Here is a 22313-nt window from a genome sequence, read left to right on the forward strand (position 1 = left end):
GGGGGTCATGAACCTCTTCTTCAAGCTTCTTGGCACCGGAGTGAGCATCGGCGCGGGAATCGTCGGCAGCAAACTCGTCAACGCGGCCTGGGAAAAGTCCACCGGCAAGAAGCCGCCCAAGGGCCACGACGACATGGAAACCAGCCTGCGTTCGGCCCTCGTTTTCGCGCTCATTTCGGGCACCGTCAGCACCCTCATCCAGGTCCTGGCCAGCCGCGGCACCCAGCGCGCCATCGCCCGATTCGCCAAGACCCAGGACATCGTCTAGCCAGCTTCTGTCAGTCCGAAGCCCTGCCGGCCGTTTCGCGCCCGGCGGCCTTTTGGTCTGCCCGCTCCCCCGCGGCCTTCTGGATCACAGCCTCCAGCTCGTCGGCGGTGAGCAGTTCCCGGTGGCCGTGCTTGGTACGGTAGCCCGAGCGGCCCACCATGTGCGCGGACACGGGAACGGTCAGCAACTGGAAGATCCAGGCCACCACCAGCACGGGCCACACCCACCAGGTCCGCATCTGCAGCCCGATGGCGGCCAGCAGCAGGAACAGGCCCAGCACCTGCGGCTTGGTGGCGGCGTGCATGCGGCTCATGAGGTCCGGGAAACGCAGCAGGCCCACGGCCGCGGCGAGGGACATGAGCGCCCCCACCACAAGGAAGACGGCGGTGACGGCGTCGATCACGGCGTCCGCGCCCGAAGCATCAGGAGTCATTGGGCTGTTCCCTCCGGTCGGCCACGAAGCGGGCCACGGTCACCGAGCCGATGAAGCCGATCACCGTGAGCGCCACCAGCAGCATGAGGTTGTTGAGGTGCCGGTTCACGGCCATGTCGATCGCGAGCGCGGCGCCCAGGATGGCCAGCAGCACGTCCGAGGCGAGCACGCGGTCCAGCAGGGACGGCCCGACGGCGATGCGGATGATCGCGCCGGCGGCGGCGAAGCTGAGGATCACGGCCGTGACGATGAGAACGATGTCCTTCACAGCGCTGCTCCTTCCGTGGCGGGCCGGTCTTCGGCCCTGAGTGCGTCGAGTTCCGCGCGCGTGCCCATGATGCGGATCAGTCCGGCCTCGATGTCCTGGACCTCGCGGCGGATCCGGGCGATGTCGGCCGGTGTGGTGACGTTGAGGGCGTGGATGTAGAGGGTGGAGGTGGAGCGGTCCACTTCCACCACCAGCGAGCCCGGGATCAGCGAGATGACGTGTCCGGTGGCCGTCACCATGAGATCCGAATGGCTCCGCAGAGGGACGGCGACGACGGCGTTGCGCACCTTGGGGCCGGACAGCACGGCCAGGTACATGACCTGGTAGCTCGCGGCTGCCACCTTGGCGAGGAACCCCAGTGCAAACGGGATGGCGCGCAGGATGTTGAAACGCCCGCTCAATTCCACGGGCGGCAGGTAGAAGAGCTTGGCCACCAGGATGGCGATCAGGGCTCCGAACAACAGGTTGCCGGGGCTGAAGTCCTGCCACAGGGCACCCCAGACAATCACGAGCCAGACCAGCAGGGGCAGCTCGGTCTTGAACGAAATAGGTTTCCGGCTCATTTGCCACCCCCCGGCTGCGCGGCAGTGTCCGGCTGTGCGGCATTACCCGGCTGGGCCGCCTGCGAACCCTGCCCGGGCAGCGGCGGCACCACGGCGCCGTCGCCGAGGACGGAGTGGATATACGCGGAACGGTCCAGCATGACTTCTCCGGAGTGGCCTGCCACTTTGAAAAGCGGCCCGGCGAAGACGGTAAGCGCAACACCAAAGGCCACCAGGGCCGCCGTCGCTCCCACCATGCTCCGCGGCAACAGCCCCACAGTCCCGCGGCCCGCCGGAACGGGGGTCAGCAGCACGGGGTCCGGGTACTCGGCGTCCTCGGGCTTGCGCCAGAAGGCACGGTTCCACACACGGGCGATGGCCAGGAGGGTGAGCAGGCTGGTGACCACGCCGCCCACCACCAGCACCAGGGCCAGCGGCGTGCCCAGCTCCACGCCGGCCTGCAGGAGGCCGAGCTTGCCGAGGAAGCCTGAGAAAGGCGGGATGCCGGCGAGGTTCATGGCCGGGATGAAGAAGAGCAGCGCCAACAGCGGTGAGAGCTTGGCCAGCCCGCCCAGCCGGTCCATGGAGGAACTGCCTCCACGGCGTTCGATCAGGCCCGCCACCAGGAACAGGCTGGTCTGCACGGTGATGTGGTGGGCCACGTAGAACACGGCGGCGCCCAGCCCTGCGGCGGACGACATCGCCAGGCCGAACACCATGTAGCCGATATGGCTGACCAGGGTGAAGGAGAGCAGGCGTTTGATGTCGCTCTGCGCCAGCGCGCCCAGGATGCCCACCACCATGGTCAGCAGCGCCACCACCATCAATGGCACGTTCAGGGTGTCTCCGGGGAACAGGAGCGTCTCGGTCCGGACCATGGCGTAAACGCCCACCTTGGTCAGGAGGCCGGCGAACACGGCGGTGACCGGGGCGGGGGCAGTCGGGTAGGAGTCCGGCAGCCAGAAGGACAGCGGGAACACGGCCGCCTTGATTCCGAAGGCCACCAGCAGCATGACATGGAGCAGGTTCTGCGTGCCCTGGTCCAGTTCGGCCAGTTTGATCGCAAGATCGGCCATGGTGATGGTTCCGGTGGCCCCGTAGATCATGGCAATCGCGATCAGGAACAGCACCGAGGAGACCACGGACACCACCACGTAGGTGACGCCGGCGCGGATGCGCGGCCCCGTCCCGCCGAGCGTCATGAGCACGTAGCTTGCCGTCAGCAGGATCTCGAAGCCCACATACAGGTTGAAGAGGTCGCCGGTGAGGAAGGCGTTGGACACCCCGGCCACCAGGATCATGTAGGTGGGGTGGAAGATCGAGACGGGCGCTTCCTGGTCGCCGTCGGCCATGCCCTGCCCCGTGGCGTAGACGAGCACCGCCAGGCTCACCACGGACGAGACCACAAGCATGAGCGAAGAGAACTGGTCCACCACCATCACCACGCCCCACGGCGGCATCCAGCCGCCGATCGTGACGGACGTGGTGCCGCCGTCCCAGACGGACGCCAGCAGGATGCATTCGAGCAGCAGGGTCGCGGACAGCAGGCCGATGCTGACGGCCCGCTGGGCTGCCGAGTGCCGGATCAGCAGGAAGGTCAGTGCGGCGCCCAGGATGGGGAGGACGACGGCGAGCGGTGCCAGATTGGCGAGGTTCACGCGGTGCCTCTTTCTTTAGGATCGCTTGCCGGGGAGTCCGTGCCGGCGCCGGCGCCGGTTACGCCCGGCCCGCCGGCGTCGTCGGGGCCGATGAGCCCGTCAGGCCCTGCAGCCGTCAGCGCGAACTCCGAGGTCTCCAGGGGCACAAAGGCGTCGTCCTCGGCGTCGAAGCTGGGGGTCTTGGCCACGCGGCGGTCTTCCATGTCGTCCTGGATCTCGTCCTGGCGGGCCAGGGCCCAGGTGCGGTAGATGATGCCGAGCATGAACGCGGTGACGGCGAAGGAAATCACGATCGACGTCAGGATCAGCGCCTGGGGAAGGGGATCGTTGTAGGCGCCGGGCTCCGTGTCCTTGTTGAAAAAGGGCGCCAGGCCGGCATATCCGCCGGTGCTCAGGATCAGCAGGTTGGTTGCGTTGGCCAGCAACATGAGGCCCAGGAGCACCCGGGTGAGGCTGCGTTCCAGGATCAGGTAGATCCCGCACGCATACAGGGTGCCCATGACGATCAGCAGGGTCAGGTTGACGCTCATGTGGTTCCCTTTCCGGACGCCGTGGCAGCCTCTGCCTCGCCGGTAAAGCCGGCGCCCGCCGACGCGACGTTCCCCGCGGCAACGGCCTCGGCGTGGGCTGCCCCGCCGGCAGGAGCAGCCTTTTCCTCAAAGTGTTCGTCGATCTCCGCGCCGAGGCTGCGCAGCACATCCAGGGCCAGCCCCACCACCACGATGTACACGCCGATATCGAAGATGGTGGACGTGACGAACTTGATGTCGCCGAACACCGGCAGCCAGACCTCGATGATGGCGCTCTGGAACACCTGCCCGCCCAGCAGCAGCGGCACAAAGCCGGACGCGGCCGCCGTCGCGAGCCCAGTCCCGAGCAGCGTTCCGGCACTCACGGTGGCGGCCTCGCTGAGTTCGAAGCGGCCGCCGGCCAGGTAGCGGATGGTCAGCGCGAGTCCGGCCGTCAGGCCTCCCGCGAAGCCGCCGCCGGGCAGGTTGTGGCCGGCGAGCAGCAGGTAGACCGAGAAGATGACCATCGAGTGGAAGATCAGCCGGGTGACCACTTCGAAGATGATCGAGCGGCGCTCCGGGGCCAGCGTCCTGCCTCCCAGCAGCCAGGCATCCCGGCCGACGTCGGCGAACTTCTTCGCGAGGGCCAGCGCGGCGCCGTCGCGGGAGTCACGCTCGACGCCGGTGCGGCGCCCCACGCTGCCGGCGGGCACCGTGGCGGCGGGGCGCAGGCGCTCGCCGCGGCCGCGGACGAAGATCAGGCTGGCGACGCCGGTGGCCGCGATAACCAGGACGGAGATTTCGCCGAAGGTGTCCCAGGCCCGGATGTCCACCAGCGTCACGTTGACCACGTTGAGCCCTCCGCCGCCTTCGTAGGCCAGCTTGGGGAAGTCGAGCGATACCGGGGCGGCCACGCGGGCCCCCATGGCGTAGATGGCCACGAAGATCATGGTGATGCCGAAGGCGGCGCCGATGATCACCCGGACCACCCGCAGCCGTCCGCCGGTTCGGTCGCGCAGTTCGGCGGGCAGGCTGCGCATCGCGAGGACGAAGGCCACCAGCACGATCGTTTCCACCAGCATCTGGGTTAGCGCGAGGTCCGGGGCGCCCTGCAGCGCGAACATGAGCGCGATGCCGTAGCCGGTCACGGACACCATGAGCACGGCCAGGAAGCGTTTGTTGGCGCGGACCGCGGCGAGTGCCCCCGCCACGATGCCGGCAGCCGCGATCAGCTGGAGCGGCGAATTCGGGTCGATGAAGTAGAGACCGCCGGGCAGCGGCTTGTTGGCCACGATCAGCACCGTGAGCGGCACCGCGAAGGCCACGGTCAGGATGACCGTGAGGTAGAAGTACAGCGAACCGCGCTGGGTGCGCCCGGTGACCCAAACGGCGATGTCGTCCAGGGCGCCGATGGTTCGCTGGTAGGCACGGTCGCCGTCGATCCAGTCCGGCACCAGGCCTTGGGCCCGCGAGACGACGTTCCGGCCGTAGAACATGGCGGCGCCGGCGGCCAGCGCAATGGCGGTGAGGCCCAGCGCGGGGGTGAAGCCGTGCCACAGCGCGAGGTGCCCTGCCCCGGCGTCGGAGGTTCCGGCGTCGGGCGCGAACAGGGCCGCATACGGCTGGATCCAGCCGTCCACGGGAGCCGGCCACAGCCCGTACACGATGGTGAGCACGCTCAGGACGGCGGGCGCGGCCAGGAACGCCGGCTTGATCGCCTTGAAGGGCGTGCGTTCGACGCCGGGCTTGGTGGCGAAGGCACCCCACATGAAGCGGGCGCTGTACGCAAAGGTCAGGATGGAGCCCAGGACAAGGCCCACGAGCACCGCCAAGCCCCAGGGGTGGGCGTCCTTGCCGGTGCCGAAGTGCACGAACGCTTCGAACACGGATTCCTTCGCCACAAAGCCGGCCAGCGCTGGGATCCCTGCCATGGACGCGGCGGCGATCCCGGCCACGATGCCCAGCGCCCGCGAGGACCGGTACACGCCCGAGAGCTTGCGGATATCGCGTGTGCCCGACTGGTGGTCGATGATGCCCACCACCAGGAACAGGGCTGCCTTGAACAGGCCGTGCGCGAGCAGGAGGGCGAGCCCGGCGAGGGCGGCATCGGGCCGGCCGAGGCCCAGCACCATTGTCAGGAAGCCGAGCTGGCTGACGGTGCCGTAGGCCAGGATGAGCTTGATGTCGGTCTGCCGCAGGGCGCGGTAACCGCCCACCAGCATGGTCGCCAGGCCAAGCCCCAGGACCAGCGGCAGCCAGAATTCCGTAGTGGAGAAGCCAGGGGCCAGCCGCGCCACGATGTAGATGCCGGCCTTCACCATCGCCGCCGCATGCAGGTACGCGCTCACGGGGGTGGGGGCCGCCATGGCGCCGGGGAGCCAGAAGTGGAAGGGGACCAGGGCCGATTTCGTGACCGCGCCCACCAGGATGAGTACGACGGCGGCCGCCACCGCTCCTTGTGCCGGACCGGCGGTGAGGGAAGCGGCTTGCTCCAGGATCGCCGAGATGCGGTACGTGCCTGCGGCCTGCCCCAGGATGATGAGGCCGACCAGCATCGCCAGGCCGCCGGCGGTGGTCACGATGAGGGCCTGCAGGGCCGATCGGCGCGCGGCCAGGCGGGTGCGGGCGTAGCCGATCAGCAAATAGGACAGAACGGTGGTGAGCTCCCAGAAAATGAACATCATCAGGAGGTCATCTGCCGTCACAAGGCCGAACATGGCTCCGGCAAAGGCCAGGAGCTGGGCACCGAAGCCGCCGAGGTCGGGGTCTTTGTTCTTGAAGTACCGGGCGCAATAGACCAGGACCAGGGAACCAACGCCCAGGATCAGGGTCGACATGACCCAGGCCAGCGCGTCCATCCGGAAGGCGAACTCAAGCTTGAGGTCCGGGATCCACGGGAGGATTTCCGTCACGGCATGCATGCCGCCGTCGGAATATATGGCCTGATGCCGCAGTAGCAGCCACACGAAGGCCGCTGCGGGGACGGCCGCCAGGACAAAGAACGCATTCCTGCCAAGTTTTCGGAAGATCAAGGGCGCTACAGTTGCCGCTACAAAGGTCATGGCGAGAACTGGGATCACTGTTGTCTCCGCAAAAGTCAGGAAAAGTTGTCAAAAGTTGGAGCAGGCGGCCATACGTTGGGTTCAGTGGGTCCAGTTTAGCAAGGGCCTGTGACAGTTCTTGGCCGGGGCCGGCGAGGGGCGGCCGGGGAGACGCCAACAATTGTCCACATACGGGAGGGGCTCCCGGCGGAGCCTGCCGGGGCCGGATAGCATTCAGGCTATGAACGCGGCTGCAGTTCCCCAAGCATCCCCTCCGGCCTCCGAGCTCGCCTCCGGGCCGGCCTTCTCCAACAAGGGACAGATCCTGGCCTGGGCGGCCTGGGACTGGGGCTCGGCGGCGTTCAACGCCGTCATGACCACCTTCGTCTTCACGGTCTACCTCACGTCCAGCGCGTTCGGCGGGGAGGATGCCGCCTCGGCGGCCCTCGGCGGGGCCCTGTCGATTGCAGGCATCGCCATCGCGCTCCTGGCCCCTGTTACCGGGCAGCGGTCCGACGCCGGCGGGCGGCGCAAGCTGTGGCTGGGCGTCAACACGGCAGCCGTCGCGGTCCTGACGGCCCTGTGCTTCTTCGTTTTCCCCAAGCCGGAGTTCCTGCTCCTGGGGGTGTCCCTGATCGCCCTGGGCAACGTGTTCTTCGAGTTCGCGGGCGTGAACTACAACGCCATGCTGGCCCAGATCTCCACGCCCAAGAACATCGGCAAGGTCAGCGGCTTCGGCTGGGGCATGGGCTACCTCGGCGGCATCGTCGCCCTGCTGGCGGTCCTTCAGCTGTTTGTCCAGCCGAGCTTCGAATGGTTCGGAGCCGCCACGCAGGACGGTCTGAACATCCGTCTCGTGGCCGTGTTCTCCGCCCTGTGGTTCTTCATCTTCGCGCTGCCGGTGCTGTTCGCCGTGCCGGAGCTGTCCGTGAAGATGGACGGGGCCCGGCTGGGATTCATCGCCTCCTACGGGCTGCTGTTCCGCCGCGTCATGGCCATCTACCGCACCAGCCCGCACACCATCTTCTTCCTGCTGGCCAGTGCGATCTTCCGGGACGGGCTGGCTGCCGTCTTCACTTTCGGGGGTGTGATTGCGGCCGGCACGTTCGGTTTCGAGCTCAAGGAGGTCATCTTCTTCGCCATCTTCGGGAACGTGGTGGCTGCCGTCGGGGCGGTGATCGGCGGCTTCCTCGATGACAGGATCGGCCCCAAGGCCGTCATCGTCGGCTCGCTCGTCGGGCTGCTCGTGGCAGGTACTTCGATCCTCGTCCTGGGCAACGGAAACTACACCTTCTTCGGAAACGCGTGGGCCGGCTCCACCACGTTCTGGGTGTTCGGCCTGCTTCTGTGCTTGTTCGTGGGACCGGCCCAGTCATCCTCCAGGGCCTATCTGGCCCGCTTGGCCCCCGACGGCGAATCCGGTGAACTCTTTGGCCTGTACGCCACCACTGGCCGGGCCGTGAGTTTCCTGGCGCCGGCACTCTTCACCCTCTGCATCGCGGTGGCCACACCTCTTGTGGCACAGGGCGAAGCACAGCGCTGGGGCATCCTTGGAATCATGGTGGTTCTCCTGACCGGCCTGCTCGTGATGCTGCCCGTCAAGCCGCCGGGCAAGACCCAAATAGCGGTCGTACCGCAGCACTGAGAACAGCGTTAGGGTGGACTTATGAACGTGGATGAAACTGAACTCCCGGGCCTTGGCGTCCGCAAGGACTTCATCACTGCTTCAGGCCGCCGCATCGGTGTTGTGGAGAACAGGGAAGGTGACGCGGAGCTGTTCGTCTCCACGTGGGACGATCCGGACACCTGCCAGGCTTCCATCCCCTTGACGGCCGATGAAGCTGCCACTTTGGGCAACCTGCTGGGCGGCCAGCACATTGCCATGCGCCTTGCCGAGGCTCACAGGGAAATCCCGGGCATCGTGACCCGGCAGTTCTCCATCACCGCTGATTCCCCGTTCGTCAACCAGGCCATGGGCAAGGCCCAGATCCGCACGCGCAGCGGTGTCTCGATCGTTGCCATCATGCGGGAGGGCGAGGTGGTCCCGTCTCCGGCACCGGACGTCATTCTGCACCTTGGTGATCTGCTCGTGGCTGTTGGCACCCAGGAAGGTCTTGATTCAGCAGCCGACATCCTGCGCAACGGCTGACGGCGATGGACCCGCTCGCACTAACCCTCATCGAACTGGGGGCCGTCGTCTTCTGCCTCGGTCTCCTGGCGCGGTTGGCGGGCAGGATCGGAATGTCACCCATTCCGTTGTATTTGTTAGGCGGCTTGGCCTTCGGCGCGGGCGGACTCGTCAAGCTTGACGGCATGCACGAATTCGCCCATGTTTCGGGCGAGATCGGCGTCATCCTCCTCCTGCTTATGCTCGGATTGGAATATACGGCCTCGGAGCTTGTCACCGGGCTGCGCCGGTCCTGGCAGGCCGGGGTGATGGACCTTGTCCTGAATTTCATCCCGGGGGCCGGCATAGCCCTGCTGCTGGGCTGGGGACTCGTGGGGGCGATCGTCCTGGGCGGCGTCACCTATATCTCGTCCTCCGGAATCGCCGCCAAGGTGATCACGGACCTCGGCCGGATCGGCAACCGCGAAACGCCGGTGGTGCTCTCGATCCTGGTGTTCGAGGACCTGGCCATGGCCATTTACCTGCCGATCCTTACTGCCATCCTGGCCGGCGTGGGCTTCCTCGGCGGGCTGCAGACCGTGGGGATTGCATTGGCCGTGGTCACCGTGGTCCTGGTTGTCGCGCTCAAGCACGGCCACCGCGTCTCGCAGGCCGTGCACAGCGAGAACTCCGAGGTCTTCCTGCTGAATGTGCTGGGCGCTGCTCTCCTGGTGGCCGGCCTCGCTTCGGCGATGCAGGTCTCCGCGGCTGTGGGCGCCTTCATGCTAGGCATCGCCATTTCCGGCGCCACGGCCCACAACGCCACCCGGATCCTTGAACCGCTGCGCGATCTCTTTGCCGCGCTCTTCTTCGTGGTCTTCGGCCTCAACACGGTTCCGAGCTCCATTCCGCCGGTGCTGGGCTGGGCGCTGGTGCTCGCCGTCGTCACTGCAGCGACCAAGATGATGACCGGCATCTGGGCGGCCAAGCGCGCCGGAATCGCGGTGCCAGGCCGCTTCCGCGCCGGCGCCGCACTCATCGCACGCGGCGAATTCTCGATCGTCATCGCGGGCCTTGCGGTGACCTCCGGCGCAGTCCCCCGGGAGCTCGCCGCCCTGGCCACCGCCTACGTTCTCATCATGGCTATCCTTGGCCCGCTCGCGGCACGCTTCGTGGAACCCGTCGTCAAGGCGTTCCGCAAGCCCCCGCGCACGCCCAAAGCGAAGGAAGCTGCCGCGGCGGTCTAGGGATTCCCCAAGGCGGCTCTTTCGATGAGCGCCCCAGGAAAGAACCCTTAGATCGCCGTCCGGTGGAAGTTCTGGTGGCTGCGGCTCGCGGTGGGGCCGCGCTGGCCCTGGTAGCGGTTGCCGTACTCGCCAGTGCCGTAGGGGTGTTCCGCCGAGGAGCTCAGGCGGAAGAAGCAGAGCTGGCCGATCTTCATGCCGGGCCACAGCTTGATGGGCAGCGTGGCCACGTTGGAGAGTTCCAGGGTCACGTGGCCTGAGAAACCGGGGTCGATGAAGCCGGCGGTGGAGTGGGTCAGGAGGCCCAGCCGGCCCAGCGAGGACTTGCCCTCAAGGCGGGCCGCGACGTCGTCCGGGAGGCTGACGGTCTCGTAGGTGGACCCAAGCACGAACTCCCCCGGGTGCAGGATGAATGCTTCGTCCCCTTCGACCTCCACCAGGCGGGTCAGCTCGGGCTGTTCCTCGGCCGGGTCGATGTGGGCGTACTTGTGGTTGTCGAACAGCCGGAAGAACCGGTCAAGGCGCACGTCCACAGAGGACGGCTGAACCATCGCAGGATCGTACGGCTCAAGAACTATCCGTCGGGAGTCTATTTCGGCACGTATGTCGCGGTCAGAGATCAGCACAGATCCAAAAATACCGTATGCACTGTCCCCAGCCGCCCCGTGGGAGTATTGTCCCGATTGATATGGCCACTGCCTGTGGGGCAAAACAACGATTCTGGGGTAATTGTGCGGAGAATGGCGGCGCCTGCGGTCTTCATATTGGCTTGCGTCCTCAGTTTCGCCGTGCCGGCTTCCGGGAATGCCATCACGTCCGGCGGCTCCGCTGCCGCTGCACGCGGCGCATCAGCCACGGCTGAGCAGCCGGCCGCCAGAAGCGAGCAGCCGGCGACGACGGCCCCCTCCCCGGCGGGCACTGCACCGAAGGGCACGGCCCCCGCCGCCCAGCAGGGCACACTCCAGCAAGGCACCCCGCAGCAGAGCACCCCGGCAGCGGGTGCGGTGACAACCCCCGACGCCGGCACCGCCGTCGGGCCCGACGTCACCGAAACCGGGCCAGCCGTTGCTGACGGCCCACCGCCCGTGGCGACCATCGGGCCGCTTTACGGACCCGCCCCGCTCCCCGCGGCGCCCGCTCCGGAAACTGCCCCGACCCCGGAGCTCCAGCGCGAAAGCACGGAAGGCACCGGCGTGGGCGGGGCCGCGACCATGGGGCTGGTCCCGGACGACAACACTGCAGCGATCCGCACGGTCTTCAACGCGATCAACAACTACCGAGCATCCCTGGGCCTGGCGCCGGTGAAGTACCACGCCACGGTGGCCAGCCTGGCGCAGGATTGGTCGGACAACATTGCCACGCGTGAGGTGATCGAGCACCGGGCGAGTTTCTGGACCGACCCCCGTGCGCTCAACCCAAACAACGGCGCCGGCGAGGTCATCGCCGTCCGCTGGGACCGGGACGCTGCGCAGTTGGTGGAGTGGTGGAAGAGCTCCCCCGGCCACGACGCCATGCTGAAGGACCCCCGTTTCAACGTCATGGGCGCCGGCATCACGTACACCGACGGTAACTGGCAGACCACCCCCAACCGCTACACCATGTGGGGCGTGGTCAACTTCTTCGGCTACACCACGCTGCCGGCGGGCACCACCGATGCTCCGGGCGGCGCCGTGACTCCGCCGACGCCGCCCGCGCCCAGCGTGTGCGATCCCATCGCCAAGCACCAGCCCCCTACCCTCGACCTCAGCTCGGCGGCCATCCGCGGCTCCGGCGACCTGGTTGCCGTGGACTCCGCCGGTGCGTTGCTGGACTTCCCGTCACTGGGCAACGGCCAGTTCGGCCCCGCCCGGACCGTGGGCACGGGCTTCGGCGGCACCAAGGAAGTCTTCGTGACGGACTGGAACCGAGACGGCGTCTTCGACATCCTGGCCCAGAAGCTGGACGGATCCCTGGTGCTTAGCCCCGGGATCCAGGCCGGCGGCTTCAAGGCCCCGCTCACCCTCGGCAGCGGCGGCTGGCAGGCCATGACAATGACCGTGGGTACATGGTGCGCCAACAACCGCCTGCCCCAGATCCTGGCCACGGACTCGGCCGGCAAGCTCTGGCTTTACAACAACGCCGGAATGGTCCCGATTGTCCGGCGTACGGAGGTCGGCAGCGGTGTGTCCGCCGTCAGGCTCAGCATGGTGGATTACAACGCCGACGGCTTCGAGGACCTGCTCGCCGTGGGCGGCGACGGAAAACTGCGCCTCTACCGCGGCATCGGCACCCCTGCTCCACGCTCGGAAGTCAGGCCCGTGGTGGGCATCGGCTGGACGGACTACACAGGGCTGCGTGCCCTGCGTGGCGCCAAGGGCCTCAATTCCACGGCCATCGCCGGGCTGGACGCCAACGGTGTGGTTGAGTACTGGGACCTGGGGACCGGGGGACTCACGACGCCGGTGACGGTCGCCACCGGATGGACCGGGCGGAAGCTCGCGCAGTAGCGCGCCTGAGGCTCCGGCAGTTGGAGGTGCGCCGGCCCCGGCGGCGACATGCCGCCGTCGGGCCTTACAGACCGGCCGGCTCGGCCTCGATCACGGCCTTCAAGCGCTCAAGCTGCGCGACTTCGCCTTCCATGGTCTTCTGGATCAGGCCGTTCATGAGCTTCTGCAGCCCCTTGGGGTTGTATTCCAGGGCGAAGCGCAGGCGCGTGGAGGAGCCTTCGGTGCTGAGGTAGTAGCCGCCGGTGGGCCTGGCGGGGCCGGCCACGACGGCGAAGCGGACCTCCGCACCGGGCCTCGCCTCGGTGATTTCAAAATCGGCCGCGATGGGCCTGCCGCCGGGTCCTGCCAGGGTCTGCTGGTATAGCGCGCCCTTCTCGCCGGGAGCCCCTGAACTGAGCGAAATGCTGCGGACGCCGGTGCGCCAGAGCGGGTTGTTCAGGCCGTCGACGAGGAACCCGTACACCGTCATGGCATCCCTGCTGATGACCACTTCATATTCGGCGAATGCCATGGGACCCTCTTTTCGCGTACGGCTAATGAACGTAGCCGGGTCCCCACACGTGCAGCTAACAATTTCAGAATAGCCAGCGCCGGCCCCCATCGGCACAGCCGGGCCGAGCCTTTACCGAAGAGTTACGCCCTCCGCGCCACCGCAATCCTGCCGTGTCCGGGGCCCGCCGGTGAGCCTGGTCCGCGAGCTCCCGCAACTGCGCTAAGCTAGACTCGCTCCGGCGAAATCCGGGGCAGTGCGGGCGTAGCTCAATGGTAGAGCGCTAGCTTCCCAAGCTCGATACGCGGGTTCGATTCCCGTCGCCCGCTCCACGCAGAAGCACCCGGGTCCCTGGCCCGGGTGCTTCTTTGTTGCTTCACTGCCCCGTCGATGGGCCCGTCGACGCAAAGGCCGTGACCCCGAAGCCCCCGGAGCCTACACTCAGAGGTACACGTCCACCTATCCGGGAGGTCCTTGCGATGACGCTCACCGACGACGTTGAGGCGGGCCCGCTGGCCGCCATCAACCGCCTGCTGGAAGCCACCAACAAACACGATCTTGAGGGGCTGGCCGGGTGCTTCGCGCCGGGCTATGTCAACGAGACGCCGGCGCATCCCCTGCGCGGATTCACGGGCCGAGAGACGGTCCGCAGCAACTGGGAACAGCTGTTTACCGGGGTCCCGAACATCACCGCACGCATGCTGGCCCACAGCGTGTCGGGCGACCATGTCTGGGCCGAGCTCCACCTGTCCGGCGTGCGCCGCGACGGCACGGCCCATGATGTGACCGGAGTGATCGTGTTCCGGGTGGAGGAGGGCATCATCAGCAACGCCCGCTTCTACCTCGAGCCCGTGGAACGGTCCCTGGAAAGCGTCGAGGACGCCGCCGATCGCGTCACCCACCGCGTCACGCACGGCCGGCCTGCCGCCCAGCCGGTCACCTAGCTGTACACCCGGCCGGGCAGACGGGGTGTATCGTCAGGAGCCAGGAGCCATTTCGGCTCCGCTCTAAGGGAGCGATCATGGCCGACAAATCACCGCGCCAAGCTGCATCGAAGAAATCCGGCAAATCCATCAAAGAAAAGCGCGCGGACAAGAGAGCTGCAGAGACCTCCGCAGTCGCCGCCGCCAAACCGGCAACGGGCACTAAAAAGTGAGTGGCCATAGAGGCAGGCTGACCCTGGGGGTCCTGGCCACCTCGAGGAAACCGGACGAGCGCCGGGTTCCCATCCACCCTCTGCACCTGGAGCGCATCGATCCGGAACTGCGCCAGCAGATCCGGATCGAGCACGGCTACGGCGAGCGCTTCGGTTTTTCCGACAGCCAGCTGGAGCCGCTCGTGGGCGGACTGGCCAGCCGTAAGCAACTGATCGCCGAATCCGAGGTGATCCTGCTGCCCAAGCCGCAGCCGGAGGACCTTGCCGAGCTGCGCGACGGGCAGGTTCTCTGGGGCTGGCCGCACTGCGTCCAGGACCAGGCCATCACTCAACTGGCCATCGACAAGAAGCTGACCTTGATTGCCTTCGAGGCAATGAACCACTGGGCCAGCGATGGCGGCTTCGGCCTGCACGTTTTCCACAAGAACAATGAACTCGCGGGCTACTGCTCTGTCCTGCATGCACTGTCCCTCACGGGATCCACGGGCGACTACGGCAGGCGGCTGAGCGCCGTAGTCATCGGTTTCGGAGCCACGGCGCGCGGCGCCGTCACGGCGCTGAACGCCCACGGCATCCACGATGTCCAGGTGCTGACGAACCGCGGAGTCGCGGCCGTCGGCTCCCCCATCCACTCGGTGCGGATCGTGCAGTTCGACCACGACCAGAACGCCCCGTACCTCAGTGAGGTCATCACGGAACGCGGGCGCCTGCCGCTCGCCCCGTTCCTGGCTGCCAGCGACATCGTGGTCAACTGCACCCTGCAGGATCCGAACTCGCCGCTGACGTACCTGCGGACCGAGGACCTGGCCGCGTTCCAGCCGGGCAGCCTGATTGTGGACGTCTCCTGCGATGAAGGCATGGGCTTCAGCTGGGCACGCAACACCAGCTTCGCCGAGCCCATGTTCACCATGGGCGACCACATCAACTACTACGCGGTGGACCACAGCCCCTCGTACCTGTGGAATTCGTCCAGCTGGGAAATCAGCGAGGCGGTCCTCCCGTTCCTGGAGACCGTCATTTCGGGGCCCGAGGCCTGGGATTCGAACGAGACGATCTCCCGCGCCATAGAGATCCGCGACGGCGTCATCCGCAACCCGGATGTGCTGGAGTTCCAGCGCCGGGCGGCGGAGTACCCGCACCTTGTGGCCTAGGCCCCCGGGGCCTGGCCGCGTTTCCTAGCTTTGAACCTTGGGGTAGACGGACAGGCTCAGGACCTTCCGCGGGAAGCGGCTCCGCTGCGTGAACTTCAGCTTGAGCGTCAACTCGCCGCGGCGGGCCAGCACGACGCCGACCGTCAGGGCAGCGAGGGCCGGAACTCCGCCGGAGATGAAGATCGCCAGGTGCGGGTTCAGGTGTTCGGCGAGCCAGCCCATCATGGGCCCGCCGATCGCCTGTCCGCCGATCAGCACCACCAGGTAGAGGCTCATGACCCTGCCGCGGATGCTCATGTTGGAGCTGGTCTGCACCATCTGGTTCGCCGCGGTGAGGAACATCAGGCACCAGAACCCGGAGAGCACCATGGCCGCCGAGAACCACACCATGGACGGCGCCAGGGCGGACAGGCACAGCATCAGCCCGTACATGCCGGCACCGAGGACCACCGAGCGCAACTGGAGGTTCCGGCGCCGGGCGGAGGCGATGGCCCCGGCCAGCGCACCCAGGGCGACCATGGCGTTGAGCAGGCCGTAGCCGCCGGCACCGGCGTCGTACACGTGGTCCGCGAAGGCGGCCAGCAGCACCGGCAGGCTCATGGCGAAAACCGCCACGAATCCGGCCATGAGCCACGGCCAGTAGATAGTGGGCTTGGCCAGGGCGTAGCGGAAGCCCTCGCGCAGCATCCCCTTGCGGCGCGGCGCCGGCGTGCTGATGAACAGATCCTCCTTGCGCAGGAGGAGCAGCATGGTGACAGTGGAGCAGCAGGCCACGGCGTTGGCGGCGAAGGCCCAGCCGGCGCCCACGGCCGTGAGGAGCACGCCCGCCAGTGCCGGGCCGATCAGGCCGCCCAGCTGGAAGGTGGTGGAGTTCACGCTGATGGCGTTGCGCATGTACTGCGGGCCCACGAGCTCGTTGACGAAGACCTGCCGCGCGGGCTGGTCCACCAAGGTGACCAGGCCCAGGGCCAGGGCGATCGCGTACACGTGCCACACTTCGATCCGCTGGCTCAGCGCGAGCACCGCGAGGGCCGCCGCAAGCAGCGCCGCCGCCGACTGGCACAGGATCAGGATCTTGCGCTTGGCAAAGCGGTCCGCGAGCATCCCGCCCCAGGGGCCCAGGAACAGCGACGGCATAAACTGCAGCGCCACGGTGATCCCGACTGCGGTGACGGAACCTGAGAGCTGGAGCACCAGCCAGTCCTGGGCGATGCGCTGCATCCACAGGGCAATGACGGCGACGAAGTGGCCGATCGCGAAGATGCGGAAGTTGTGGACCTTGAGGGAGATGAAGGTGTGCCGCCAGGGCAGGCGTTCGCTCACGACGGCGATCGGCTGGGTGACGGTGTCCGGTGCCTGGGCGGCAGCGGCGAAAGAATCGATGACGGGCTGGTTGACGGTTGCCGCGGTAGGCGGTGGGGGTGCCAAAGGGAGTCCTCAGATCGAGTTTCGGTGGAATGCCTTTAACGCTATGGTTGCCTCGACCAATTATGGAAGCGTATCGTGCCTATAACTAGCATTGCGAAACGCAATATGGCCCTGGCGTCCAACGGCGGCGGCCCCAAGGAGTACCGTGTTCGAACCCGTGCAGCTCCGCTCGTTCCTGGCGGTTGCCGAGACCCTGAGCTTCACCAAGGCCGCGGAGCGCCTCGGCCTTGCGCAGCCCACCGTGAGCCAGCATGTCCGCAAGCTCGAAGCAGCGGCCAAGCGGATCCTCGTGGCCCGGGACACCCGCGACGTCCGGCTGACGGACAACGGGGACGCCATGGCCGGCTTCGCCCGCAGCATCCTGGCCGCGCATGATTCCGCGGCGCGCTACTTCTCCGGTTCGGCCATGCGGGGCCGGCTGCGCTTCGGCACGGCCGATGACCTCGCCATCACCGGCCTGCCGCGGATCCTGCGTGAATTCCGGCAGATCTACCCCCAGATCAACCTTGAACTGACTGTGGGCCAGAGCGACCAGCTCTACAAGCGGCTTAATGCGGGGCAGCTGGACCTGGTGTTCGTGAAGTGGGTGGCCGGCGCCAAGGAGGGCACGGTAGTCCGGCACGATTCCTTCGCCTGGGTGGGGCTGGAGCAGACGGTGCTGGAGCCGGGCGCGCCGGTGCCCCTCATTGCCTATCCCGCGCCAAGCCTGAGCCGCAAGCTGGCCATCGACGCCCTGGAGGCCGCGGGCCGGACCTGGCGCATCACATGCAGCACCAAGCAGATCAGCGGGGTCCTGGCCGCCGTCCGGGCGGGCATCGGCGTCGCGGTCATGCCGGCGTCGCTGGTTCCCGAGGACCTGAAGGTCATCACCCGTCGCTTCGAACTGCCGGCCGTGGGCGACGTCGACTTCACCCTGATCCGCAACCCGCTGGCCAACGCGGAGGTCATTGACGCTCTGACGCAGGCGATCATGGGCAGGACGCTGAACAAGCAGGCCTGAGGCGCGGCGTCGGCTCGCCTGCATCAGCGGGCGACGGCGGGGCCTCGCGTCAGCGGGCCGGTTCCGGCAGCAGCGCTTGCGCGGCGAGGCTTACCGTCCTCACAATGTCGGCCCTGCGCCGCTCCGCGCGGTCGGGTGCCGCACCGGCGACAAGTCCACCGAGTTCGGGCAGGACCGCCCAGGCGTCGCACAGGCTGATGATCGTCAGGAGGAGGTCCGCCGCGTCCCCACGGGCAATACCGGGGAGGGCGGCCATGATGCGGTCCACCTTGCTGGCGCAGTTTGCGGCGCGGCAGGAACGGTCCACCACGTAATCGCCACGCTCCAGGCCCTCCCAGAACAGCAGCCGGGGCAGAGTGGCGTCCGCGCGGTGGTGGTCGAACAGGCGTCCGGCATAACCGGCGACGGCGTCCACGCCTTCACCCTCGATGGGCACCTCGTCCATGACCATGTTCAGCTGGGAGGCAATTACGGCATCGAAGAGCAGGTCCTTCTTCCCGAAGTACTGGTAGATGCGCTCCTTGTTGACACCCGCCCCGGCCGCTATGCGGTCCACGCGGGCGCCGGCCAGGCCAAACTGGCAGAACTCTGCGGTAGCAGCCTCCAGGAGGAGGCGTTTGGTGCGTTCAGTATCCCAGGCCATGGACCAAGCTTAACAGATTCCAACCAGGTGGTTGCAGATTGTCCGGAGGGGCACTACGCTGAACCCAGCCCCAAAGACAACTAGTTGGTTGGAGATTTCCATGAGCACGCAGAGCACCCTCCCGACGGCGGCCGGTTCCGTTCCGGCTGCACCCTCCGCACCGGCGGCCGCACCGGCACCCGCACAAGCGCCCGCACCGTCGGTGCATGTCCGCGCACTGATCACCTGGCTGGCCATCTTCCCCCTGGTCGCCATCGGCATGACTGCCCTCGGCCCGCTCACGGAGTCCTGGCATCCCGTGCTGCGGGCGCTGGTCCTGACGCTGTTGGTAGTGCCCCTGGCCGTCTATTTCGTGGTGCCCCGGCTGTTCGCCGGATACGGCCGGCTGCGGAAATCCCGTGCCATGAAGGCCGCCCGCGCCAAGGCCTGAGCCCACCGGGGCGCTGTAGATTGCGTCACAGCGCCCCTTTGGTTCCCGCGCTAAACTGATCGCATTATGAACCGCACAATGTTCAAGTCCAAGATCCACCGCGCCACGGTCACGCATGCCGACCTGCACTACGTCGGCTCCGTCACCGTTGACCTGGACCTTCTGGACGCTGCAGACATCCTCCCGGGCGAGCTCGTCTCCATTGTGGACGTCACCAACGGCGCACGCCTGGAGACGTACACCATCGCCGGCGAGCGCGGTTCGGGCGTCATCGGCATCAACGGTGCCGCGGCCCATCTGGTGCACGTGGGCGACGTCGTCATCCTGATCACCTACGCCGAGATGACCACGGAAGAGGCCCTGGCCTACCGTCCCAGGGTGGTCCACGTGGGCAAGGACAACAAGATCACGCAGCTGGGCAGCGATCCCGCCGAGACCCACACGCCCGGCCTCATGCGCCCGCCGCACGCCGTCAACAGCCACGCCATCAACAGCCACGCCATCAACAGCTCCGTCCTGAGCTAGGGCCTGCCTCCCGTATCGGGTTACCTGGGATAGTGTCTTGCGGTATGGCACTGCGACTTGTTCAGGTGAATTTCAAGGCTCGGGATGACTCCGCGCTCGGCCGGTTTTGGGCGGAGGCGCTCGGCTGGGGTGTTTCCAGCGAGGGACCCGGCGTGACCAATGTGGAGCCCGTGGGCTTCACCTGGCCGGACCCCTCCGCCCTCTGCGTCGATGTGGTCACCGTCCCGGACCCTGAGGCGGTCAAGTACCGCGCGCACCTCGATCTCGCCACCAGTTCTGCGGCCCACTATGCGGAGCTCGTGGCGCGCCTCTTGGAACTCGGTGCAACGCCCGCAGATGTGGGCCAGGGCGATGTGCCGTGGACGGTCCTGGCCGACCCGGAGGGCAATGTGTTCTGTGTGCTGGAGCCGCGGGAGATCTACCGGGACACCGGGCCGATCGCCACCGTGGTGGTCAACTGCGCGGATCCGCGGGCCATGGCCCGGTTCTGGGGCGAGGCCACGGACTGGACCCTGCACGAGGTGAACGACGATCATGCGAGGCTGCGTTCGGCCAAGGGTGTGGGGCCGTACCTGGAATTGCTTCGCACCTCCGGCATCGAGACCGTCTGGAACCGTGTCCATCTCGACCTGATGCCGTATCCCGGCGACGATCAAGCGGCAGAGGTGGACCGGCTGAAGGCCCTGGGCGCCACCGACGCCGACGTCGGCCAGGGCGAAGTGCCATGGGCGTGCCTCGCCGACCCGGAGGGCAATGAGTTCTGCGTCCTCACCCCGGGCTGACGCAGCACCCCGCGGGTTTCGGCGCCCCCGCGGGCTACCGGGCCCCGCGCCCGGCTGGCGCTGTCCACATGACGAAACATCCCGCCGTCGGGCCCTCCGGGCAATAAAGCTGATTTAGGCTGGGACTGTGAACCCACGCCGCCCCGCATCCGCCACCGAGCGGATGCCGGCGTGCTAGGGGTCCTGTCCGGGTTCTTCGTGGTGTGGGCCATCATCCTGGTGGGCATGTTCGTCGGCAGGCGCGGGATCCTGGGTGAGAACGCCCGTTCCGTGCTGAGCGGGCTGACATTCTTCGTCGCGAGCCCGGCCCTGCTGTTCGAAACCCTCGGCAAGGCGAAGCTGCACGAGGTCTTCGCCGCCCCGCTCCTGGTCACAGCCGTGGGGGCCATTGCCACGGCCCTCCTGTTCTTCGCGATCGTGAAATTCTGGCTCAAACGCCCGTTGTCCGAATCGCTCATGTCATCCATGAGCGCGTCCCTGGCCAACTCCGCGAACCTGGGCATCCCCATCGCCGTGTTCGTGCTCGGTGATGCCAGCTATGTTGCGCCGCTGCTGATCTTCCAACTGGCCTTCTTCACACCCATGTACCTGATGGCACTCGATGCCAGCACCAGCAGCCACCGCACCACTCCGCTGCGCTTTGTCCTGATGATCGTGAAGAACCCGATGATTGTCGGCTCTGCCCTGGGCCTGCTGGTGGCCGGCACGGGCTGGCAGGTGCCGGCGCTCATCATGGAACCGATCCACCTGATCGGCGGCGCTGCCATACCCGCCATGCTGATGGCCTTCGGCATGAGCCTGAACGGCTCGCGGCCGCTGCAGAAGGACGCCGGGCGCCGCGTGGACACCCTGCTGGCCAGCGGCTTCAAGCTCATCGTGCACCCGGCGCTGGCGTACCTGTTTGCGCGCTTCGCGCTCGGGATGGACGGGCATGCCCTGTTCGCGGTGGTGGTGACCTCGGCGCTGCCCACGGCACAGAACGTCTTCGTGGCCGCCAGCCGTTACCGGACCGGCATCACCGTGGCCAAGGACACCGTTCTGATCACTACCGTGGTGGCCGTGCCGGCGATGATCGCCGTCGCACTGCTGCTCACCTAGGCGACCCGGCCCGGCTGGCGCCGGACTATGCCGGGACCAGCCCTGCAACCCCGGCCAGCAGCTCCACGGAGCGAAGCCGGGCGTCGGTGCCATTGCTCTGGTGGGCCACGATGAGTTCGTCGGCGTCGGCGTGCCGGGCGAACTCGTCCAGGTAGTCGCGGACCACGTCCGGGGTGCCGACGGCAGAGTACGTCATCATCTCGGCCAGGTGCTGGCCTTGCGGGGTGTCGAGGATGAGATCGGCCTCGTCGTCGGTGAATTCCCGGCCGCCGCCCAGGAAGCGCGAGACCCTGTCCCGCTTCACCGCCAGGAACAGCTGCTGTGCATCGGAGGCCGAATCGGCCGCCACCACGTTCACGCCGGCGATCACGTGCGGGGCGGCCAGCTGCGCGGACGGCTTGAATTCGCGGCGGTAGATGGCCACGGCGTCCTGCAGGGCGTTGGGCGCGAAGTGCGAGGCGAAGGCGTAGGGCAGGCCCAGCTGGGCCGCCAGCCGGGCACCGAACAAGGAGGAGCCCAGGATGTACAGCGGCACGTTGGTGCCCTTGCCGGGGGTGGCCTCCACGCCCTGGATCCGGGTGGGACCCGTCAGGTAGCCCTGCAGTTCCAGGACGTCCTGCGGGAAGGTGTCCGCGGACATGGGGTCCCGGCGCAGCGCGCGCATGGTGTTCTGGTCGCTGCCGGGCGCGCGGCCCAGGCCAAGGTCGATCCGTCCCGGGTGCAGCGTCTCGAGCGTGCCGAACTGCTCGGCGATGGTCAGCGGCGAGTGGTTCGGCAGCATGATGCCGCCGGCGCCCAGGCGGATGGTGCTGGTGTGCGCGGCGACGTGGGCGATCAGCACGCTCGTGGCCGAGGACGCGATGGAGGACATGTTGTGGTGCTCGGCGTACCAGACGCGCCGGTAGCCAAGCTCTTCAGCGCGCTGCGCCATGGCGACGCTGCCCGCGAGGCTTTCCGCCGCCGTCTGGCCCTTGCCGATGATTGCCAGGTCCAGGATGGAGAGGGGTACGGTCACGTCGGGGTACCGGCCTTTCGGGTTCGCGTCACGGTCCGG

General features: G+C 67.4%; 24 protein-coding genes and 1 tRNA gene. 14 read left to right on the top strand and 11 right to left on the bottom strand.

What is annotated here, in order from left to right; genetic code table 11:
• The first annotated feature begins 7 nt into the window (after positions 1-7).
• Positions 8-268 (top strand): DUF4235 domain-containing protein, encoded by a 261-nt coding sequence (locus NVV90_RS18950; RefSeq protein WP_258438783.1) that lies wholly within the window; start codon positions 8-10, stop codon positions 266-268.
• 10 nt (positions 269-278) lie between these two features.
• Here NVV90_RS18950 and mnhG read toward each other — a convergent pair whose 3' ends face one another.
• The 6 genes from mnhG to NVV90_RS18980 are packed head-to-tail and all read right to left on the bottom strand — an operon-like array spanning position 279 to position 6758.
• Positions 279-701 (bottom strand): monovalent cation/H(+) antiporter subunit G, encoded by a 423-nt coding sequence (mnhG, locus tag NVV90_RS18955; protein WP_258438784.1) that lies wholly within the window; start codon positions 699-701, stop codon positions 279-281.
• The gene (locus tag NVV90_RS18960; RefSeq protein WP_258438785.1) at positions 691-969 is read right to left on the bottom strand and encodes a monovalent cation/H+ antiporter complex subunit F; all 279 of its coding nucleotides are present in this window, start codon (positions 967-969) and stop codon (positions 691-693) included. Before NVV90_RS18960 ends, mnhG begins: the two co-directional genes overlap by 11 nt.
• Positions 966-1532, bottom strand: a complete 567-nt coding sequence (locus NVV90_RS18965; RefSeq protein ID WP_258438786.1) for a Na+/H+ antiporter subunit E — start codon at positions 1530-1532, stop codon at positions 966-968. The genes NVV90_RS18960 and NVV90_RS18965 overlap by 4 nt, the downstream gene beginning before the upstream one ends.
• The gene (locus tag NVV90_RS18970; protein ID WP_258438787.1) at positions 1529-3169 is read right to left on the bottom strand and encodes a Na+/H+ antiporter subunit D; all 1641 of its coding nucleotides are present in this window, start codon (positions 3167-3169) and stop codon (positions 1529-1531) included. The genes NVV90_RS18965 and NVV90_RS18970 overlap by 4 nt, the downstream gene beginning before the upstream one ends.
• Positions 3166-3699 carry a Na(+)/H(+) antiporter subunit C gene (locus NVV90_RS18975; RefSeq protein WP_258438788.1) on the bottom strand — a complete coding sequence of 178 codons (534 nt, stop codon included), beginning with the start codon at positions 3697-3699 and terminating at the stop codon, positions 3166-3168. Before NVV90_RS18975 ends, NVV90_RS18970 begins: the two co-directional genes overlap by 4 nt.
• Positions 3696-6758 (bottom strand): Na+/H+ antiporter subunit A, encoded by a 3063-nt coding sequence (locus NVV90_RS18980; protein WP_258438789.1) that lies wholly within the window; start codon positions 6756-6758, stop codon positions 3696-3698. Before NVV90_RS18980 ends, NVV90_RS18975 begins: the two co-directional genes overlap by 4 nt.
• A 202-nt stretch (positions 6759-6960) precedes the next feature.
• Here NVV90_RS18980 and NVV90_RS18985 point away from each other — a divergent pair, with 202 nt between their 5' ends.
• The 3 genes from NVV90_RS18985 to NVV90_RS18995 are packed head-to-tail and all read left to right on the top strand — an operon-like array spanning position 6961 to position 10073.
• On the top strand, positions 6961-8364 hold the full coding sequence (locus NVV90_RS18985) for an MFS transporter (RefSeq protein ID WP_258438791.1): 1404 nt from the start codon (positions 6961-6963) through the stop codon (positions 8362-8364).
• A gap of 21 nt (positions 8365-8385) precedes the next feature.
• Positions 8386-8868 carry a cation:proton antiporter regulatory subunit gene (locus NVV90_RS18990; RefSeq protein ID WP_258438792.1) on the top strand — a complete coding sequence of 161 codons (483 nt, stop codon included), beginning with the start codon at positions 8386-8388 and terminating at the stop codon, positions 8866-8868.
• Between the two features lie 5 nt (positions 8869-8873).
• Complete coding sequence (locus NVV90_RS18995; RefSeq protein ID WP_258438793.1) at positions 8874-10073, top strand: cation:proton antiporter; 1200 nt, start codon at positions 8874-8876, stop codon at positions 10071-10073.
• 47 nt (positions 10074-10120) lie between these two features.
• Here NVV90_RS18995 and dcd read toward each other — a convergent pair whose 3' ends face one another.
• Entirely contained in the window at positions 10121-10696 is a 576-nt protein-coding gene (gene dcd / locus NVV90_RS19000) for a dCTP deaminase (RefSeq protein ID WP_258438794.1), read from the bottom strand.
• Between the two features lie 114 nt (positions 10697-10810).
• Between dcd and NVV90_RS19005 the strand changes: the two genes are divergently transcribed.
• Positions 10811-12556 (top strand): CAP domain-containing protein, encoded by a 1746-nt coding sequence (locus NVV90_RS19005; protein ID WP_258438795.1) that lies wholly within the window; start codon positions 10811-10813, stop codon positions 12554-12556.
• 64 nt (positions 12557-12620) lie between these two features.
• Here NVV90_RS19005 and NVV90_RS19010 read toward each other — a convergent pair whose 3' ends face one another.
• Positions 12621-13067 (bottom strand): SRPBCC family protein, encoded by a 447-nt coding sequence (locus NVV90_RS19010; RefSeq protein ID WP_258438796.1) that lies wholly within the window; start codon positions 13065-13067, stop codon positions 12621-12623.
• Positions 13068-13304: 237 nt separating this feature from the next.
• Between NVV90_RS19010 and NVV90_RS19015 the strand changes: the two genes are divergently transcribed.
• The 4 genes from NVV90_RS19015 to NVV90_RS19030 all read left to right on the top strand — a co-directional run bounded on the left by NVV90_RS19015 (position 13305) and on the right by NVV90_RS19030 (position 15353).
• Positions 13305-13378, top strand: a tRNA-Gly gene (locus tag NVV90_RS19015).
• 147 nt (positions 13379-13525) lie between these two features.
• Complete coding sequence (locus tag NVV90_RS19020) at positions 13526-13990, top strand: nuclear transport factor 2 family protein (protein ID WP_258438797.1); 465 nt, start codon at positions 13526-13528, stop codon at positions 13988-13990.
• Positions 13991-14067: 77 nt separating this feature from the next.
• Positions 14068-14202, top strand: a complete 135-nt coding sequence (locus NVV90_RS19025) for a hypothetical protein (RefSeq protein WP_258438798.1) — start codon at positions 14068-14070, stop codon at positions 14200-14202.
• Entirely contained in the window at positions 14199-15353 is a 1155-nt protein-coding gene (locus NVV90_RS19030; protein ID WP_258438799.1) for a N(5)-(carboxyethyl)ornithine synthase, read from the top strand. The genes NVV90_RS19025 and NVV90_RS19030 overlap by 4 nt, the downstream gene beginning before the upstream one ends.
• A gap of 24 nt (positions 15354-15377) precedes the next feature.
• Here the strand turns inward: NVV90_RS19030 and NVV90_RS19035 are convergent, their stop codons facing one another.
• On the bottom strand, positions 15378-16781 hold the full coding sequence (locus NVV90_RS19035; protein ID WP_258438800.1) for an MFS transporter: 1404 nt from the start codon (positions 16779-16781) through the stop codon (positions 15378-15380).
• Positions 16782-16926: 145 nt separating this feature from the next.
• Here NVV90_RS19035 and NVV90_RS19040 point away from each other — a divergent pair, with 145 nt between their 5' ends.
• Positions 16927-17781: a LysR substrate-binding domain-containing protein gene (locus NVV90_RS19040; protein WP_258438801.1), complete on the top strand. Its 855-nt coding sequence runs from the start codon at positions 16927-16929 to the stop codon at positions 17779-17781.
• Between the two features lie 49 nt (positions 17782-17830).
• Here the strand turns inward: NVV90_RS19040 and NVV90_RS19045 are convergent, their stop codons facing one another.
• Positions 17831-18424 (bottom strand): TetR/AcrR family transcriptional regulator, encoded by a 594-nt coding sequence (locus NVV90_RS19045; protein WP_258438802.1) that lies wholly within the window; start codon positions 18422-18424, stop codon positions 17831-17833.
• 100 nt (positions 18425-18524) lie between these two features.
• On the opposite strand from NVV90_RS19045, the gene NVV90_RS19050 reads away from it, so the two are divergent.
• From NVV90_RS19050 to NVV90_RS19065, 4 genes are all read left to right on the top strand, one after another.
• Positions 18525-18854 carry a hypothetical protein gene (locus NVV90_RS19050; protein ID WP_258438803.1) on the top strand — a complete coding sequence of 110 codons (330 nt, stop codon included), beginning with the start codon at positions 18525-18527 and terminating at the stop codon, positions 18852-18854.
• A gap of 66 nt (positions 18855-18920) precedes the next feature.
• Positions 18921-19379 carry an aspartate 1-decarboxylase gene (gene panD, locus NVV90_RS19055; RefSeq protein WP_258438804.1) on the top strand — a complete coding sequence of 153 codons (459 nt, stop codon included), beginning with the start codon at positions 18921-18923 and terminating at the stop codon, positions 19377-19379.
• Positions 19380-19423: 44 nt separating this feature from the next.
• On the top strand, positions 19424-20161 hold the full coding sequence (locus NVV90_RS19060; protein ID WP_258438805.1) for a VOC family protein: 738 nt from the start codon (positions 19424-19426) through the stop codon (positions 20159-20161).
• Between the two features lie 171 nt (positions 20162-20332).
• On the top strand, positions 20333-21259 hold the full coding sequence (locus tag NVV90_RS19065; RefSeq protein WP_258438806.1) for an AEC family transporter: 927 nt from the start codon (positions 20333-20335) through the stop codon (positions 21257-21259).
• Between the two features lie 25 nt (positions 21260-21284).
• Here the strand turns inward: NVV90_RS19065 and NVV90_RS19070 are convergent, their stop codons facing one another.
• Entirely contained in the window at positions 21285-22274 is a 990-nt protein-coding gene (locus tag NVV90_RS19070; RefSeq protein ID WP_258438807.1) for an LLM class flavin-dependent oxidoreductase, read from the bottom strand.
• Between the last annotated feature and the right edge of the window lie 39 nt (positions 22275-22313).

It is taken from the genome of Arthrobacter sp. CJ23 (assembly GCF_024741795.1).
Taxonomy (GTDB): Bacteria; Actinomycetota; Actinomycetes; order Actinomycetales; family Micrococcaceae; genus Arthrobacter.